Source organism: Bradyrhizobium sp. BRP19 (genome assembly GCF_020194195.1).
GTDB lineage: Bacteria > Pseudomonadota > Alphaproteobacteria > Rhizobiales > Xanthobacteraceae > Bradyrhizobium > Bradyrhizobium yuanmingense.
The window spans coordinates 617,599-631,243 of the sequence record NZ_JADYVZ010000002.1 but is presented as its reverse complement, the minus strand read 5'-3'; the positions used below and the strand labels follow the sequence as shown (position 1 = coordinate 631,243).

15 protein-coding genes are annotated in these 13,645 nt (G+C 64.1%); 10 read left to right on the top strand and 5 right to left on the bottom strand.

All coding sequences use genetic code 11. From position 1 onward, the window contains the following. Nucleotides 1-73 precede the first annotated feature (73 nt). The 4 genes from I6F36_RS08845 (at nucleotide 74) to I6F36_RS08830 (ending at nucleotide 4,748) form a co-directional block, all read left to right on the top strand. A complete protein-coding gene (locus tag I6F36_RS08845; protein WP_225171291.1) occupies nucleotides 74-511 on the top strand; it encodes a nuclear transport factor 2 family protein in 438 nt (145 codons plus the stop codon). Between the two features lie 222 nt (nucleotides 512-733). Next, a complete protein-coding gene (locus tag I6F36_RS08840) occupies nucleotides 734-2,179 on the top strand; it encodes a cytochrome ubiquinol oxidase subunit I (protein ID WP_225171290.1) in 1,446 nt (481 codons plus the stop codon). Next, the gene (gene cydB / locus I6F36_RS08835) at nucleotides 2,176-3,186 is read left to right on the top strand and encodes a cytochrome d ubiquinol oxidase subunit II (RefSeq protein ID WP_225141559.1); all 1,011 of its coding nucleotides are present in this window, start codon (nucleotides 2,176-2,178) and stop codon (nucleotides 3,184-3,186) included. The genes I6F36_RS08840 and cydB overlap by 4 nt, the downstream gene beginning before the upstream one ends. 305 nt (nucleotides 3,187-3,491) lie before the next feature. Further along, nucleotides 3,492-4,748 (top strand): serine hydrolase, encoded by a 1,257-nt coding sequence (locus tag I6F36_RS08830; protein ID WP_225171289.1) that lies wholly within the window; start codon nucleotides 3,492-3,494, stop codon nucleotides 4,746-4,748. Between the two features lie 161 nt (nucleotides 4,749-4,909). On the opposite strand, the gene I6F36_RS08825 is transcribed toward I6F36_RS08830, so the two are convergent. Then, on the bottom strand, nucleotides 4,910-5,260 hold the full coding sequence (locus I6F36_RS08825; protein ID WP_225171288.1) for a cupin domain-containing protein: 351 nt from the start codon (nucleotides 5,258-5,260) through the stop codon (nucleotides 4,910-4,912). Nucleotides 5,261-5,433: 173 nt separating this feature from the next. On the opposite strand from I6F36_RS08825, the gene I6F36_RS08820 reads away from it, so the two are divergent. Further along, complete coding sequence (locus I6F36_RS08820) at nucleotides 5,434-6,096, top strand: SRPBCC family protein (RefSeq protein ID WP_036000961.1); 663 nt, start codon at nucleotides 5,434-5,436, stop codon at nucleotides 6,094-6,096. Further along, nucleotides 6,096-6,458, top strand: a complete 363-nt coding sequence (locus I6F36_RS08815) for a helix-turn-helix transcriptional regulator (protein ID WP_225171287.1) — start codon at nucleotides 6,096-6,098, stop codon at nucleotides 6,456-6,458. Before I6F36_RS08820 ends, I6F36_RS08815 begins: the two co-directional genes overlap by 1 nt. Nucleotides 6,459-6,620: 162 nt before the next feature. On the opposite strand, the gene I6F36_RS08810 is transcribed toward I6F36_RS08815, so the two are convergent. Then, nucleotides 6,621-7,121: a peptide deformylase gene (locus tag I6F36_RS08810; RefSeq protein ID WP_036034193.1), complete on the bottom strand. Its 501-nt coding sequence runs from the start codon at nucleotides 7,119-7,121 to the stop codon at nucleotides 6,621-6,623. Between the two features lie 80 nt (nucleotides 7,122-7,201). Here I6F36_RS08810 and I6F36_RS08805 point away from each other — a divergent pair, with 80 nt between their 5' ends. Next, complete coding sequence (locus tag I6F36_RS08805) at nucleotides 7,202-7,786, top strand: TetR/AcrR family transcriptional regulator (RefSeq protein ID WP_036000944.1); 585 nt, start codon at nucleotides 7,202-7,204, stop codon at nucleotides 7,784-7,786. A gap of 77 nt (nucleotides 7,787-7,863) precedes the next feature. Further along, a complete protein-coding gene (locus I6F36_RS08800) occupies nucleotides 7,864-8,439 on the top strand; it encodes a DUF308 domain-containing protein (RefSeq protein ID WP_225171286.1) in 576 nt (191 codons plus the stop codon). A gap of 13 nt (nucleotides 8,440-8,452) precedes the next feature. Here I6F36_RS08800 and I6F36_RS08795 read toward each other — a convergent pair whose 3' ends face one another. Beyond that, nucleotides 8,453-8,908 (bottom strand): cupin domain-containing protein, encoded by a 456-nt coding sequence (locus I6F36_RS08795; RefSeq protein ID WP_225125737.1) that lies wholly within the window; start codon nucleotides 8,906-8,908, stop codon nucleotides 8,453-8,455. A 342-nt stretch (nucleotides 8,909-9,250) separates the two neighbouring features. On the opposite strand from I6F36_RS08795, the gene I6F36_RS08790 reads away from it, so the two are divergent. Continuing rightward, nucleotides 9,251-10,471: an MFS transporter gene (locus tag I6F36_RS08790; RefSeq protein ID WP_225125735.1), complete on the top strand. Its 1,221-nt coding sequence runs from the start codon at nucleotides 9,251-9,253 to the stop codon at nucleotides 10,469-10,471. Between the two features lie 21 nt (nucleotides 10,472-10,492). Here the strand turns inward: I6F36_RS08790 and I6F36_RS08785 are convergent, their stop codons facing one another. Beyond that, entirely contained in the window at nucleotides 10,493-10,879 is a 387-nt protein-coding gene (locus tag I6F36_RS08785; RefSeq protein ID WP_109144036.1) for an ester cyclase, read from the bottom strand. 55 nt (nucleotides 10,880-10,934) lie between these two features. Continuing rightward, nucleotides 10,935-11,807 carry a bifunctional helix-turn-helix transcriptional regulator/GNAT family N-acetyltransferase gene (locus I6F36_RS08780; RefSeq protein WP_225112235.1) on the bottom strand — a complete coding sequence of 291 codons (873 nt, stop codon included), beginning with the start codon at nucleotides 11,805-11,807 and terminating at the stop codon, nucleotides 10,935-10,937. A 162-nt stretch (nucleotides 11,808-11,969) separates the two neighbouring features. Here I6F36_RS08780 and I6F36_RS08775 point away from each other — a divergent pair, with 162 nt between their 5' ends. Continuing rightward, entirely contained in the window at nucleotides 11,970-13,625 is a 1,656-nt protein-coding gene (locus I6F36_RS08775) for an acetolactate synthase large subunit (protein ID WP_225125734.1), read from the top strand. Nucleotides 13,626-13,645 lie beyond the last annotated feature (20 nt).

The following is a 13,645-nucleotide window of genomic DNA, read 5'->3' as shown; positions in this document are numbered from 1 at the left end:
GATCGATAGGTAGCGCACCGTCAGCTTGCGGCGGATCTGGCAACATTTTCTCGAAGTCGAAGGAGGAGTTGCGATGACCATCTCGACAAGCGAAGTGGAACAGTTCTTTGAACGATATGCCCGAGCGTTCAGAGATGGCTTGGACGGTACTCTTGATGAGGAGTTTTTTCGTTCGCTTTTTTCCACCCAATATATCGCTGCAGGACCAAAGGGTGTCATGGCAGGGGATAACGATCACGCTTTTGTCGAGCGGATTTCAAAAGGATACGAGCGCTACCGTCAGATCGGAAACAAGGCTGTCACCGTCTCCGAGATCGAGATGCATTCGATCGATGAAACACATTGCCTTGTCCACGTGGGCTGGAGCAGCGAATTCGAGAAAGATGGCAGGCGTATCGACGTGCCTTTTACCAATGCCTATCTGCTTGAGCAGAATGATGGGCTGCTGAAGGTTTTTGGCTGGATTACGGGTGATGAAGTTCAACTGCTCAAGGACAATGGCCTCTTGTGAGGCTTGCCCAACGGCAGCGCGTCAACCGCAACTCGTCCGTTGCAGGCCGTGCGTGGGGTAGGACATTCCGGCATATTGAGATGGTAATGTGCCGAGGATAGCCTTCAAGGACAGTGCCCGCAGAATGCTTAAAACCCTCGACATCGGATGTTCGAGGCAGTTGGAACAAGCGTAGGTTGAAAGCGTTAGCTGCGGGGCGCACTTGATGATGGGGGCGGAGCTATGTCCGATTTGCTGCCCAGCGCGTTGGATCTTGCGCGCTTCCAGTTTGCCTTCACGGTGGTCTGGCACTTCCTGTTTCCGGCCTTCACGATCGGGCTGGCGAGCTATCTTGCGGTGCTCGAAGGGCTGTGGCTGTGGACAGGCCGCAGTGCCTATCTCGACACCTACCGCTATTGGCTTAAGATTTTCGCTGTCGCTTTCGCCATGGGCGTGGTGTCGGGCTTGGTCATGTCATACCAGTTCGGCACGAACTGGTCGGTGTTTGCCGACAAGACATCCCCGGTGCTCGGGCCGCTCCTCGGCTACGAGGTGCTGACGGCATTCTTTCTCGAGGCCGGCTTCCTTGGAGTCATGCTCTTCGGCCTGGGACGCGTTGGCCCGCGCCTGCATTTCGTCGCGACCTGTTTCGTCGCTTGCGGCACCTTGCTTTCGGCCTTCTGGATTCTAGCCGCAAATTCCTGGATGCAGACGCCGGCTGGACATGCGATGGGAGCGGACGGCCAATTCATCCCCGAGAGCTGGCCGGCGATCATCTTCAATCCGTCGTTCCCCTATCGGTTCGCCCATACGGTCACCGCGGCTTACCTGACCACGGCGATGATCGTGGGAGCCGTGGGCGCCTGGCACCTGCTGCGGAACAGGATGAACGAACGCGCTCGCATCATGTTCTCAATGGCGATGTGGATGGCCGCGATCGTGGCCCCGCTACAGCTTCTGATCGGCGATCTGCATGGGGTGAATTCGTATCACCACCAGCCCACCAAGATCGCCGCCATGGAGGGTCACTTCGAGACCGAGCGCCGCGCGCCTTCCATCCTGTTCGGAATGCCGGACGCCGAAGCCGGGGTGACGCGCGGCCAAATTGCCATTCCTGGCTTTGCGAGCCTCTATCTCACGCATAGCCTTGATGGAGAGGTCAAGGGGCTCAAGGCTTTCCCGAAAGACACCTGGCCGACCAACATTCCGCTCGTCTTCTGGGCGTTCCGCATCATGGTCGGCTTGGGGATTCTGATGATCGTGCTCGGCATGGCCTCGCTCGTTCTGCGTTGGCGAGACGCCCTGTACGACACGCCATGGCTGCATCGCTTTGCCGTGGCCATGGGGCCGTCGGGGCTGATTGCTGTGACAGCTGGATGGACAGTGACGGAAGCGGGACGCCAGCCATTCACGGTTTATGGACTGCTGAGGACCGCCGATAGCGTGGCGCCGATCGCAGCGCCGGCCGTGGCCGCGTCTCTGGCGGCATTCGTTGTCGTGTACTTTGTCGTGTTCGGCGCGGGGATTGCTTATCTGTTTCACCTCTTCCGCCAGACCCCTGAAGCCGGCGAGCACGGACCGCCACAAGGCCAGCCGGTCCGCACGGCCGGCATCACGCCGGCGCCAGCCTTGATAGCAGGGTCAGACACGCACAGAGCAGAGCCGCGACAAGCGGGGATTCGGCCATGAGCATCGACCTCACATTGATTTGGGCGCTCCTGATCGCCACGGCCGTGCTGCTCTACGTTGTGATGGACGGCTTCGACCTCGGCGTCGGCATCCTGTTTCCGGCCGAGGTGGCGAGGCCCGATCGCGATGTCATGGTCAACTCGGTGGCACCGGTCTGGGACGGCAACGAAACCTGGCTCGTCCTCGGTGGCGGCGGATTGTTCGCCGTGTTTCCACTGGCCTACGCGACGATTTTTCCTGCGCTTTATATGCCGCTCATTCTGATGCTGCTGGCGCTGGTGTTCCGCGGAGTAGCCTTCGAAATGCGGTTTCGAGCGCGGACGTCGGCTGGTGAAATATGGTGGGACCGCGCCTTCTCGTGGGGCAGCTTTGCGGCCGCATTGCTCCAGGGCGTTTGCCTTGGTGCCATCGTGCAGGGCATCCGCGTGGAGGGGCGTGCTTACGCCGGCGGGTGGTGGGACTGGCTGACGCCTTTCTCGGTTTTGACCGGTATTGCTCTTGTCGTCGGCTACGGCCTGCTCGGCGCATGCTGGCTGATCTGGAAGACCGACGGCGCGCTTCAGGCACGCTGCCGCAACTACGCACGCGTTCTCGGATTTGCGACACTCGGCTTCATCGCCCTCATATCACTGATGATGGTCATCCAAAGCCCTGCGTTCCGGGAGCGATGGCTGACGCTGCCGAACATGCTTTACGCAGCGCCTGTGCCAGTTCTCTTGGCCCTGCTGGCATGGCGCTTTCACCGCGCGCTCGCAAAGGGCGAGGATGGGGTGCCGTTCCTGTGCGCACTTGGTTTTTTCGTGCTGTCCTACGTCGGGCTCGGCATCAGCATGTGGCCGATGATCGTGCCGCCCTCGATTACGATCTGGCAGGCAGCCACGCATCCCAGCAGCCAGTTATTCCTGCTCGTTGGCGCGGCGGTGCTGGTACCGGTGATCCTTGTCTATACCGGCTACGTCTATTGGATCTTCCGCGGCAAGGTGCGGCACGGCGAGGGATATCACTGATGCTGCGTGTGTCTCGCGCCCGGCGGCAGTTGCTGTGGTTCGTTGCGCTGTGGGCTGCAGGTGTCGCCACGCTCTTCGTGATCGCATTGCCGATCCGGTGGTTGCTCAAAACGGGATGAGGAATCCGGAGCGGGCAGGATCGGCAGGCTGCCACTCCTCTCGGCATAGTGCGGCGCTGCGAGCCCCTCGCGTGCCATGCTTGGCCACGTCATCCCGACTGTGCGTAGCTCCCCGGCACAAACGTCGGATGCCCGACCTCTGCTCCCGTGATACGACATCCGCATCGTCTCCAAGGAGCCCGCTTAATGTCCGTCGCGACTGCCGCCAGCCAGCAGCCTGCTGCCGCTGAAACCGACCCCGAAACCCTCGGCTATATGCGCGGCTTCCCGCCATCCCCCGACCGCCTCATCACCTTCCAGGACGGCTCCTTCCGCAGCTTCCCCGAGCTGCGCTGGGCCTGGAGCAACATCCGCCAGCTCGTGCCGACCGTGAACGTCTGGCGCGGGGCAGGGCCGGCGTCGGTGTTGCCGCGGGCGGAGCAGGACATCGGCCGGGTTGCCTCGGTCACGATGGACGGCCGACCCATGACGTTCGAAAAGATGCTGGAGGAGACCTACACCGACGGCATCGCGGTGCTGCATCGGGGCAGGCTGATCTATGAGCGCTATTTCGGCGCGTTGAAGCCGCACAAGCCGCATATCGCGATGTCGGTGACGAAGTCGTTCACCGGCGTGCTCGCGGGGATTCTGGTCGCTGAGGGCAAGGTCGATCCGCAGGCGCCCGTCGTCGACTATGTTCCGGAGCTGAAGCCAAGCGCGTTCGGCGATGCGCGTGTGCACGAGGTCATGGATATGACCACGGGGCTGCTCTACACCGAGGTCTACACCGACAAGAACTCGGACGTGTGGGGCCTCAGGCGCGCCAACGGCATGGCGCCGATCCCTCCGGGCTATGACGGCCCCACCACCATCTTCGATTTCCTCATCGCGCAGAAGAAGCAAGGCGAGCACGGCAAGGCCTTTGCCTACAAGACCGTCAACACCGACGTGCTCGCGTGGATCATCAGGCGCGCCAGCGGCCTGACGCTGTCCGACCTCCTGTCCGAGCGGATCTGGCAGCCGATGGGCGCTGAGGAGGACGCGCATTATCACGTCGACCGCATAGGCACCGAGAGCGGCGGCGGCGGTCTCTCCACGACATTGCGCGATCTCGCTCGCTTTGGCGAGACCATGCGCAACCACGGCCGCTTCAACGGCCGCCAGATCGTGCCGTCGCAGGTGGTCGAGGACATCGCGCGCGGCGGCGATCCCGAACAATTCAAGCCGGCCGGCTACACCACACTGCCGGGCGCCTCCTACCGCAATCAATGGTGGATCACGCACAATGAGCACGGCGCCTACATGGCGCGCGGCGTCTACGGCCAGGGCATCTACATCGATCCCAAGGCCGAGATGGTGATCGCACGCTACGCCTCGCATCCGATGGCGGGTAACGCCGCCAACGATCCCGTGACGCTGCCGGCCTACATGGCGCTAGCGAAGGCGCTAGTGACGGGCGGGTAGGGTGGATTAGCCTGCGGTTGCGCGAAGCGCAGCCCGCCGGCGTAATCCACCATCTCTCGCCGCGCCGTGTTGGCAGATGGCGGATTACGCCTTCGGCTAATCCGCCCTACGAGCCGGCGAAGGCGCTGATGCCCGGCGGGTAGGGCGTCGCAGCTCGTGCCTCACTCATGCGCATCCTGCCAATGCGGATAGGTGACATAGGCGGTGACGGCGCCTTGCTCGTGCGAGCGGATCGTGACCGTCTCGCCCTTCGGCATATGGACGATCTCGCCGGGCCCCGCGGTCACGGTGCTGCCGTCGCTCGTGACCGACAGCTTCCCTTCGAGGACGATCATGACATCGTCGACCTTCATCGTCTCCTTGAGATTTTGGTTCGGCGCGTAGCGGCCGAAGCCGATCGTGATAGGTCCGCCGTGGCGCTGGTCGACCATGTTGGCGACGAAAATATCGCCATCCTGTCCCGGTGAGCGCTCGAGCGAGGCGTCGGCGATGGCGAATTTGCGAACTTTCATGAGGTCATTCCGTCTTGTGGAGCTGGGGGAGGGCACCGATAGACGCCGTGGCCGTTGTTTGGTTCCGCCTCGCGGGCGGTTTGACGCAGCGGAACGTCGCGCAATATAAGTATTGACTTATATTAGTCGCGATCGATATTTGTTCGGCGGATGAACCACAGGGAGAACCGAAAATGCAGATCGACGTCGCCAGGGTCTTGGGGCTTGTGACGCGCTCGGTGAGGAGCTTGGAGAGAGACGGCAAGCCGGCGAGCGCGGTGACGCTAACGCGGCTCTACGACACCAGCGTCGACGATCTCTGGGACGCCGTGACCAGCAGGGAGCGGATCCCGCGCTGGTTTGCGCCGGTCGAGGGCGACCTCCGGCTCGGCGGACGCTACCAGGTCAAGGGCAATGCCGGCGGCACCATCACGTCCTGCACGCCGCCCACCCATTTCGCCGCGACCTGGGAATTCGGCGGCGCCACGAGCTGGATCGACGTCAGCCTGAAAGCCGAGCGGAGCCAGGCGCGCCTGACGCTTGAGCACACCGCGATCATCGAGGATCATTGGAATCAGTTCGGTCCGGGTGCGGTCGGTATCGGTTGGGACCTCGCGCTTGCGGGACTTGAGCGATATCTTGCGACCGGGGCATCGGTCGATCATGAAACGGCGGAGGCGTGGATGGTCTCGCCCGAGGGCAAGGACTTCATGACGACGAGCGGCGAATATTGGCGTGCGGCGCATGTCGCAAGCGGGGTCGATCCTGACGAGGCGAAGCAGCGCTCGGACCGCACCATCGCATTCTATCGCGGCGAGATGCCGCCCGACATCGTTCATCCCGGCACCGGAAGCTGATGCACGCCTTCGAGGTCCTCGCCGATCCCGTGCGCCGCCGCATCCTCGAGCTGCTCGGCCTCAAGGAGATGGCGTCCGGCGAGGTCGTCGAAGTCATCAGGGCCGAGTTCGGCATCACCCAGGCGGCCGTCTCGCAGCACCTCAAGGTGCTGCGCGAGAGCGGCTTTGCGAGCGTCCGGGCGGAGGCGCAAAGGCGCCTCTATTCGGTCGACGCCGCCGGGCTGCAAGCGGTCGATGCCTGGGTCGGCCAGTTCAGGATTTTCTGGGAGCCGAAGCTGGACGCGCTCGCCACCGAGATCGCGCGCGGCAAGCGCGAGCGTCGCAAGGCGCCGATCATCAAGCGGACAGGGAAGAGGGCGTAATCGGCTCCGTAGCCTGGATGGAGCGCAGCGTAATCCGGGGTGTCCCACACAGGCAGTAGCGTAGGGTGGATTAGCAGGCCGCCGCGAAGCGCAGCGGGCGGCGTAATCCACCATCTCTCTCATTTTGTCGTACTCAGGTGGATTACGCTGCGCTAATCCACCCTACGAATTCCGCGACATCTTCTCGAACTTCTTCACCAGCCGCTCCCGCTTCAGCCGCGACAGCCGCTGAATCCAGAACATGCCGTCGAGCTGGTCGATCTCGTGCTGATGGCAGACAGCTCGCAGGGCTTCGGACTCCTCGGTGTGCATGTTGCCGTCGAGATCCCGATAGCTGATCCGCACCCGCGCGTGTCGCTGCACCTCGTCGTTGATCCCCGGCATCGAGACGCTGCCTTCGCGGTGCATGATCATCTCCGGCGAGACCCATGTGATCTCCGGATTGACGTAGGTCTGCGGGCCGTCCTTCGCGTCGAGCTCCAGCACCACGACGCGCAAGGGCACGCCGATATGCGGCGCGGTGATGCCGATGCCGGGCGCGGCGCGCATTGTGTCGAGCAGATCCTGCGCGAGCTCGCGCAAGGAATCGTCGAACGCGGTGACGGGGCGGGCCGGCAGCGCAAGCCGGCGGTCGGGATAGCGCACGATCGGGCGGATGGTCATGCAGGGCTCCTACCACTCACTCACGGATCATTGAAGCATCCTCGCTTGACCGCCTACCTACTGGAAGGTAGCTAAGCGCCATGAGCACCGCTTCCTCGACCGCCGACGACATTCTTGGCTGCGCCCGTACGCTGATCATCGCGGGCGGCTACAACGGCTTCAGTTACGCCGACATCGCCGATGTCGTCGGCATCCGCAAGCCGAGCATCCACCACCACTTTGCCAGCAAGGTCGATCTGGTCCGCACCCTGGTGTCGCGCTATCGCGAGGAGGCCCAGGCAGGGCTGTCGGCGCTCGAGCGCAATGTCGCCGACCCCGCCGAGCAGCTCAAAAGCTACATCGCCTATTGGGAGGCGTGCATCAAGGATGCGACGGCTCCCTTCTGCGTCTGCGCGCTCCTTGCCAGTGAGCTTCCGATTCTGCCCGAGGAAGTGGCGCTCGAAGTCCGCGCGCATTTCCGCTCCGTGTCGTCGTGGCTGGCTTCGGTGATGGAGCGCGGCAAGCGGCAAGGCCGGCTCCATCTCTCCGGCACCGCGCGGGCCGAGGCGGAGGGATTCATGGCAACCGTTCACGGCGCGATGCTGTCGGCGCGGGCCTATGGCGATCCAAAAATCTTCGGGACAATCACCCGGCCGCTGCTGGAGCGGCTTTCCACCAGGCACTGACGAGATCGGCACAGGCCGGGCAGGCCGGTGCTTCGGCGCCGTACGTAAACTACCAACTAGTAGGTAAGGAACAGAAAATGAGAACCAGCGAGATGGCTTTGGGCGCCGACCAGGCGGAATGGCTGAAACAGTACTACTTCATGCGTGCCGCGTTTTCCGTCGCTTGGGTCATTGCGGCCCTCGCGATCGCGCCGTCATCGGCAGTGATCGCAGCGACGTTGCTCGTTGCCTATCCGGCGTGGGACGCTGCCGCCAATTATCTCGACGCGCTCTGGAGCGGTGGCTTGAACCAGAACCGCACGCAGGGCCTGAACGTGCTGGTCAGCCTCGCCACCACCATTGCGGTCATCCTGGCCTTGCAGGTCAGTATGAACTGGGTGCTCGGAATCTTCGGAGCCTGGGCGATCCTGTCCGGACTGCTCCAGCTCGGCACGGCCGTGCGGCGCTGGAAGCGTCTCGGCGCGCAATGGGCCATGGTGCTCAGCGGTGGCCAGTCGGCCCTGGCGGGCGGCTTCTTCATCTTCCAGGCCGCGACGCCTGCGGTGCCGTCGATTGCGAATGTCGCGGGCTATGCCGCCGTCGGCGCGATCTACTTCCTGGTCTCGGCGGTCTGGCTCACGGTCGGCGACTGGCGCCGTAGTGCGGCCCTGTGAGCCGCAATGTCACTTACAGATAGGGCGTGCCGTCCTTGTGCAGGAAGCGGCCGTCCGATGCCGGGCTCATCATGTCGATGTCGGAGCAGGTGATGAGGTCGGCTGGCGAGCGTGAGCCGATCTCGAGATAGACCGCCGTCACGCTCGACCTGTTGATCATGTGATGGCCGTTGCCGCTGGCCTTGGGGAAGGCGGCGCAATCGCCGGCGTGCAGCACGGTTTCGTCGCCATCCTCGATCAGCGTCACTTCGCCTTCGAGAATGTAGACGAACTCGTCCTCGTGCGAATGCCAGTGCCGCTGGCTCGACCAGGTGCCCGGCGGCAGGCGCATCAGGTTGACGCCGAAATCCGACAAGCCTCCGGCATCGCCGAGCCGCTTGCGAATGCGCTCGGCGCAAGGCGCATTGAAAGGCGCCGGATAGCCGGAGCCCTTGCGAGCCGGCACGGTGGCGACGTCGATCTTTGGCATGTGGGACTCCCTGCAATCCACCAACAGACCGGCGGCGCGAAGCATCATCACGATGAACATCGCGGACCAGATCAATATGTGTGGGATGCTGTCATTCTGCGGCTGTTTTGCCCGACGTGTCAAACCGATCTGTGATGATGTCGCGCGAGGACAGGGAGCCGCTGAGCTGTCGTTCCTGGTAGGTAAGTCATTGATCCCGCTAGCGCCGGCTACTGTGCATGGGGTTGTTTTTCGAGTTTTGCTGGCCGCTCACGAAAGCGTGCGGCAAAAATGACGTCGGCCTGTCGGCGGGCGCAGTTCCCGTTCGTCTTTCACGCGAGACAGACCTGACGGGAGACTGAAATGACTTCGTCCAACTATCGCTGGGTGATCGTCGCCGCCGGCGGCGTGCTCGGCTGCGTCGCGATCGGCGGCATGTTTTCGCTGCCGGTATTCCTCCAGCCGATCACCAAGGACACCGGCTGGTCGGTGACCGGCATCTCCAGCGCGATGACGATCGGCTTTCTGGCGATGGCCTTCACCAGCATGGCCTGGGGCACGCTGTCCGACCGGTTCGGGCCGCTGCCGGTGGTGTTGACCGGATCGGTCGTGCTGACGCTCAGCCTGTTCGCGGCGAGCCACGCCACCTCGCTTCTCGTATTCCAGATCGTCTTCGGCCTGTTGGTCGGCGCCGCTTGCGCTGCGATCTTCGCGCCGATGATGGCGACCGTCACGGGCTGGTTCGACACCAATCGCGGCCTCGCCGTGTCGCTGGTCTCCGCCGGCATGGGCATGGCGCCGATGACGATGTCGCCGCTGGCGGCCTGGCTCGTCTCCGGCCACGACTGGCGCACCTCGATGCAGATCATCGCGCTCGTGGTCGGCGCCATCATGATCCCAGTCTCGTTCCTGGTGCGCCGTCCGCCGGCGCTCGCGCAAGGTCCGGCCGCGCCCGCCGGCGAAACCGCCGGACAAAACGAGATGTCGATGGGCGAGGCGTTGCGCTCGCCGCAATTCCTGATCCTCCTCGCCACCAACTTCTTCTGCTGCGCGACGCATTCCGGCCCGATCATCCACACCGTCAGCTATGCCGTGAGTTGCGGCATCCCGCTGGTCGCAGCGGTGACGATCTACAGCATCGAGGGATTTGCCGGCCTCGGCGGGCGCATCGCCTTCGGCCTGATGGGCGACCGCTTCGGCGCCAAGCGCGTGCTGGTCTCGGGCCTGCTGCTGCAGGCCTTCGGCGCGCTCGCCTATGTCTTCGCGCAACAGCTGACGACGTTCTATGCGGTCGGCGCGATCTTCGGCTTCATCTATGCCGGCACTATGCCACTCTATGCCGTTCTGATCCGCGAGAACTTCCCGCTCAAGATGATGGGCACGGTGATCGGCGGCACGGCGATGGCAGGCAGCCTCGGCATGGCGACCGGCCCGCTCGCCGGCGGCCTGATCTACGATGCCTTCTCCAGCTATGCCTGGCTCTACATCGCCTCCTGGGCGATGGGCTTAGGGGCCTTCCTGATGGCGATGACGTTCCGCCCCTTCGCAAAGCCGCAAGGCGAGGTGGCGCCCGCGGCGGCGTGAATTCGAGATCGAGGCGTGGCGTCAGAGCTGCGCCTCGATCGCGGCCTTGTCGATCACCGACCAGACCTGCCGGATCTTGCCGTCGAGAAATTCGTAGAAGACGTTTTCGCAGAAGGACACGCGCCGCCCGTTGACCGCAAGACCAACGAATGTCCCGACCGGTGTGCAGTCAAACTTCAATCGGGCGGCGATGCGGGGAGGATCGGAGATCAGCATCTCGATATGGAACTGCAGATCGGGGATCTCCCGAACATCCCGTTCCAGCATCGCGCGATAGCCCGCAAGCCCAAGGGGCCGCGCGTTGTGGGTGGCCTCCTCATGCACGAATTGTCCGAGTGCCGGCCAATCCCGCCGATTCAGGCAAGCGATGTAGGCGCGGTAGATGTCGGCGAGGTCGTCTCTCATCATTATCGAAGCTCCCACGGCCTCGACCAACGCGCGAGGACCGCGAACCGGTCCAGCGTCAGAGGCGCTTTTCGAAGAAGAGGTCCGGATAGGGATCGTCGTTGAACCGCGGGATCTCGCGCCAGCCCGTGCTGCGATAGAGCTGACCGGCTTCGGGCAGTGCGCTGTTGGTGTCGAGCCGCAGCAGCGCGATGCCGAGCTCGCGCGCGGCGCTCTCGGCCGCATCCATCAGGCGGCGGCCGAGCCGCAGCCCGCGCGCGGCGGGCGCGACCCACAGCCGCTTGATCTCGGCGTAGCCGTGATCGGTGCCCTTCAAGCCGACGCAGCCGATCGGCAGCGTGTCCGACATCGCAACGAGGAATGTGCCGCGCGGCCGGCGCATGTCCTTGGCGTCGGGGTCGCGTGACAGCGAGACCTCAAAGCCCTGGCTGAAGCGGCGGCCGAGCTCGGCATAGTACTCGCCGAGGCAGTAGCGCGCTTGCTCGCAGCGCGGATCCGTCTCCTCCAGCGCGACGCGCTCGCGCGTCAGCGCGGAGGCGATCAGGTCCATCGCCGCCAGCAACGCCTCGCGTTGCGAATGTTGCGCGAGGAGGCCTTCGGCCTGCGCGTTGGACAGCGCCTCGTAGGCTGCGAACTCGCGCCGGCCCGCCCGTGTGAGCGTTGCCATGCGCCGCCGCGCATCGTCCTCGCGTGCGGCGGTCTCGATCAGCCCCTCGTCCTCGAGGCTGCGGAGCAGCCGGCTCATCAGCCCGGAATCGAGACCGAGATAGTCGCGGATCTCCGCCACGTCCGATCGCCCGTGCCCGATCGCATTGAGCACGCGCGCGGCACCCAGCGGCCGGCCGCGCCCGAGAAACGACGTATCGAGCGCTCCGACCGCAGAGGTGACGGCGCGGTTGAAGCGGCGAACGCGGGAGACGGGATCGAGCATGATATCTGACTTTAGTCAGATATCGCGGCTTGTCAATCGAGCGAGAGCTGATCGAGTTGCAGTTGCGCGCCTCTTTGTGAGTTGTTCCCGTGTCGCGAGCCGTTACCATGCGGCCGCTCGGGGAGTCTGAATTCACAACGAGCGGAGGCGGCATTGGGCGGGATGGAACGCAAAGCGAAGGGATCGGACCTGTTTGTCGCGGCGTTGGAGAATGAGGGTGTTGACCGCATCTTCGGCATCCCCGGCGAAGAGAATCTCGATCTGGTCGAATCGCTGCGTGCTTCGAGGATCGAGCTGATCCTGACCCGCCACGAGCAGGCCGCGGCCTTCATGGCCGCCACCCACGGGCGGCTGACCGGCAAGCCCGGCGTTTGTCTGTCGACGCTCGGCCCGGGTGCTCTCAACCTGTCGACGGGCGCCGCCTATGCGCATCTCGGTGCCATGCCGATGATCCTGATCACCGGTCAAAAGCCGATCATGAGCAGCCGGCAGGCCCGCTTTCAGATCGTGGACGTGGTGGCGACCATGAAGCCGCTCACGAAACTTTCGCGGCAGATCGTCAGCGCCTCCAGCATCCCGACCGTGGTGCGCGACGCCTTTCGCGTCGCGATGGAGGAGCGGCCCGGGCCGGTGCATCTCGAACTGCCCGAGGACGTTGCCGGGGACGAGGTGCCTGCGGTCCCCGTGATCCCGGTCCATCCGATCGAAATCCCGGTCGCCCATCGCGCCGCGCTCGACCGCGCCGCCGAGATGATCATGGCCGCCAAGCGCCCGCTGGTGATGATGGGCGCTGCGACCAGCCGGCCGCGGTCGACACACGGCATCGCAAGCTTCGTGCGGCGGACCGGCATTCCGTTCTTCACGACTCAGATGGGCAAGGGCACCGTGCCCGGCGGCACCAATCTCTACATGGGCACTGCCGCCTTATCCGAGCGCGACTATGTGCATGATGCCATTGACGCTGCCGACCTGATCGTTGCGATCGGTCACGACCCGATCGAGAAACCGCCCTTCATCATGGGGCCCTCGGGCCCGAAGGTCATTCACGTCAGCTACACGCCGGCGAGCGTCGAGCAGGTCTATTTCCCCGATGCCGAGGTCGTAGGGGACGTCGGCCCGAGCCTGGAGCTGCTGGCGGATCGCCTCGAAGGCAAGCTGCCGCAGGCCGGGGCGCTGCTGCCGCTGCGCGAAGAGATACTGAAGCACATCGCCGACCGCGCCACCGAAGCGCGCTGGCCGCCCACGCCGCAGCGCATCGTGCACGACATCCGCCAGGTGATTCCGGAGAACGGCATCGTCGCCCTCGACAACGGCATGTACAAGATCTGGTTTGCGCGCAACTACCGCACCCGCGTCGCCAACACGCTGCTGCTCGACAATGCGCTGGCGACCATGGGCGCCGGCCTGCCGTCGGCGATGATGGCCGCGATGCTCTATCCCGACCGCCGCGTGCTTGCGGTTGCCGGCGACGGCGGCTTCATGATGAACAGCCAGGAGATAGAGACGGCGGTCCGCCTCAAGCTCAACCTGGTCGTGCTGGTGCTGGAGGACAAGGCCTACGGCATGATCCGCTGGAAGCAGGCCGTCGACCGCTTTGCCGATTACGGCATGACGTTTGGCAATCCGGATTTTGCACTATACGCCAAGGCTTATGGCGCCAAGGGTCATCGAATCGAAAGCATCGACAGCTTCGGCACGACGCTCGATGCCGCCTTCAGGGAAGGCGGCGTGCATCTGGTCGTGGTCCCGATCGATTATTCGGAGAACGTACGGGTGCTGGTCGACGAGCTGCGGGCGCACGAGAAGGCGAAGGCGTGAATTTTGTGCGACGCTCTCAC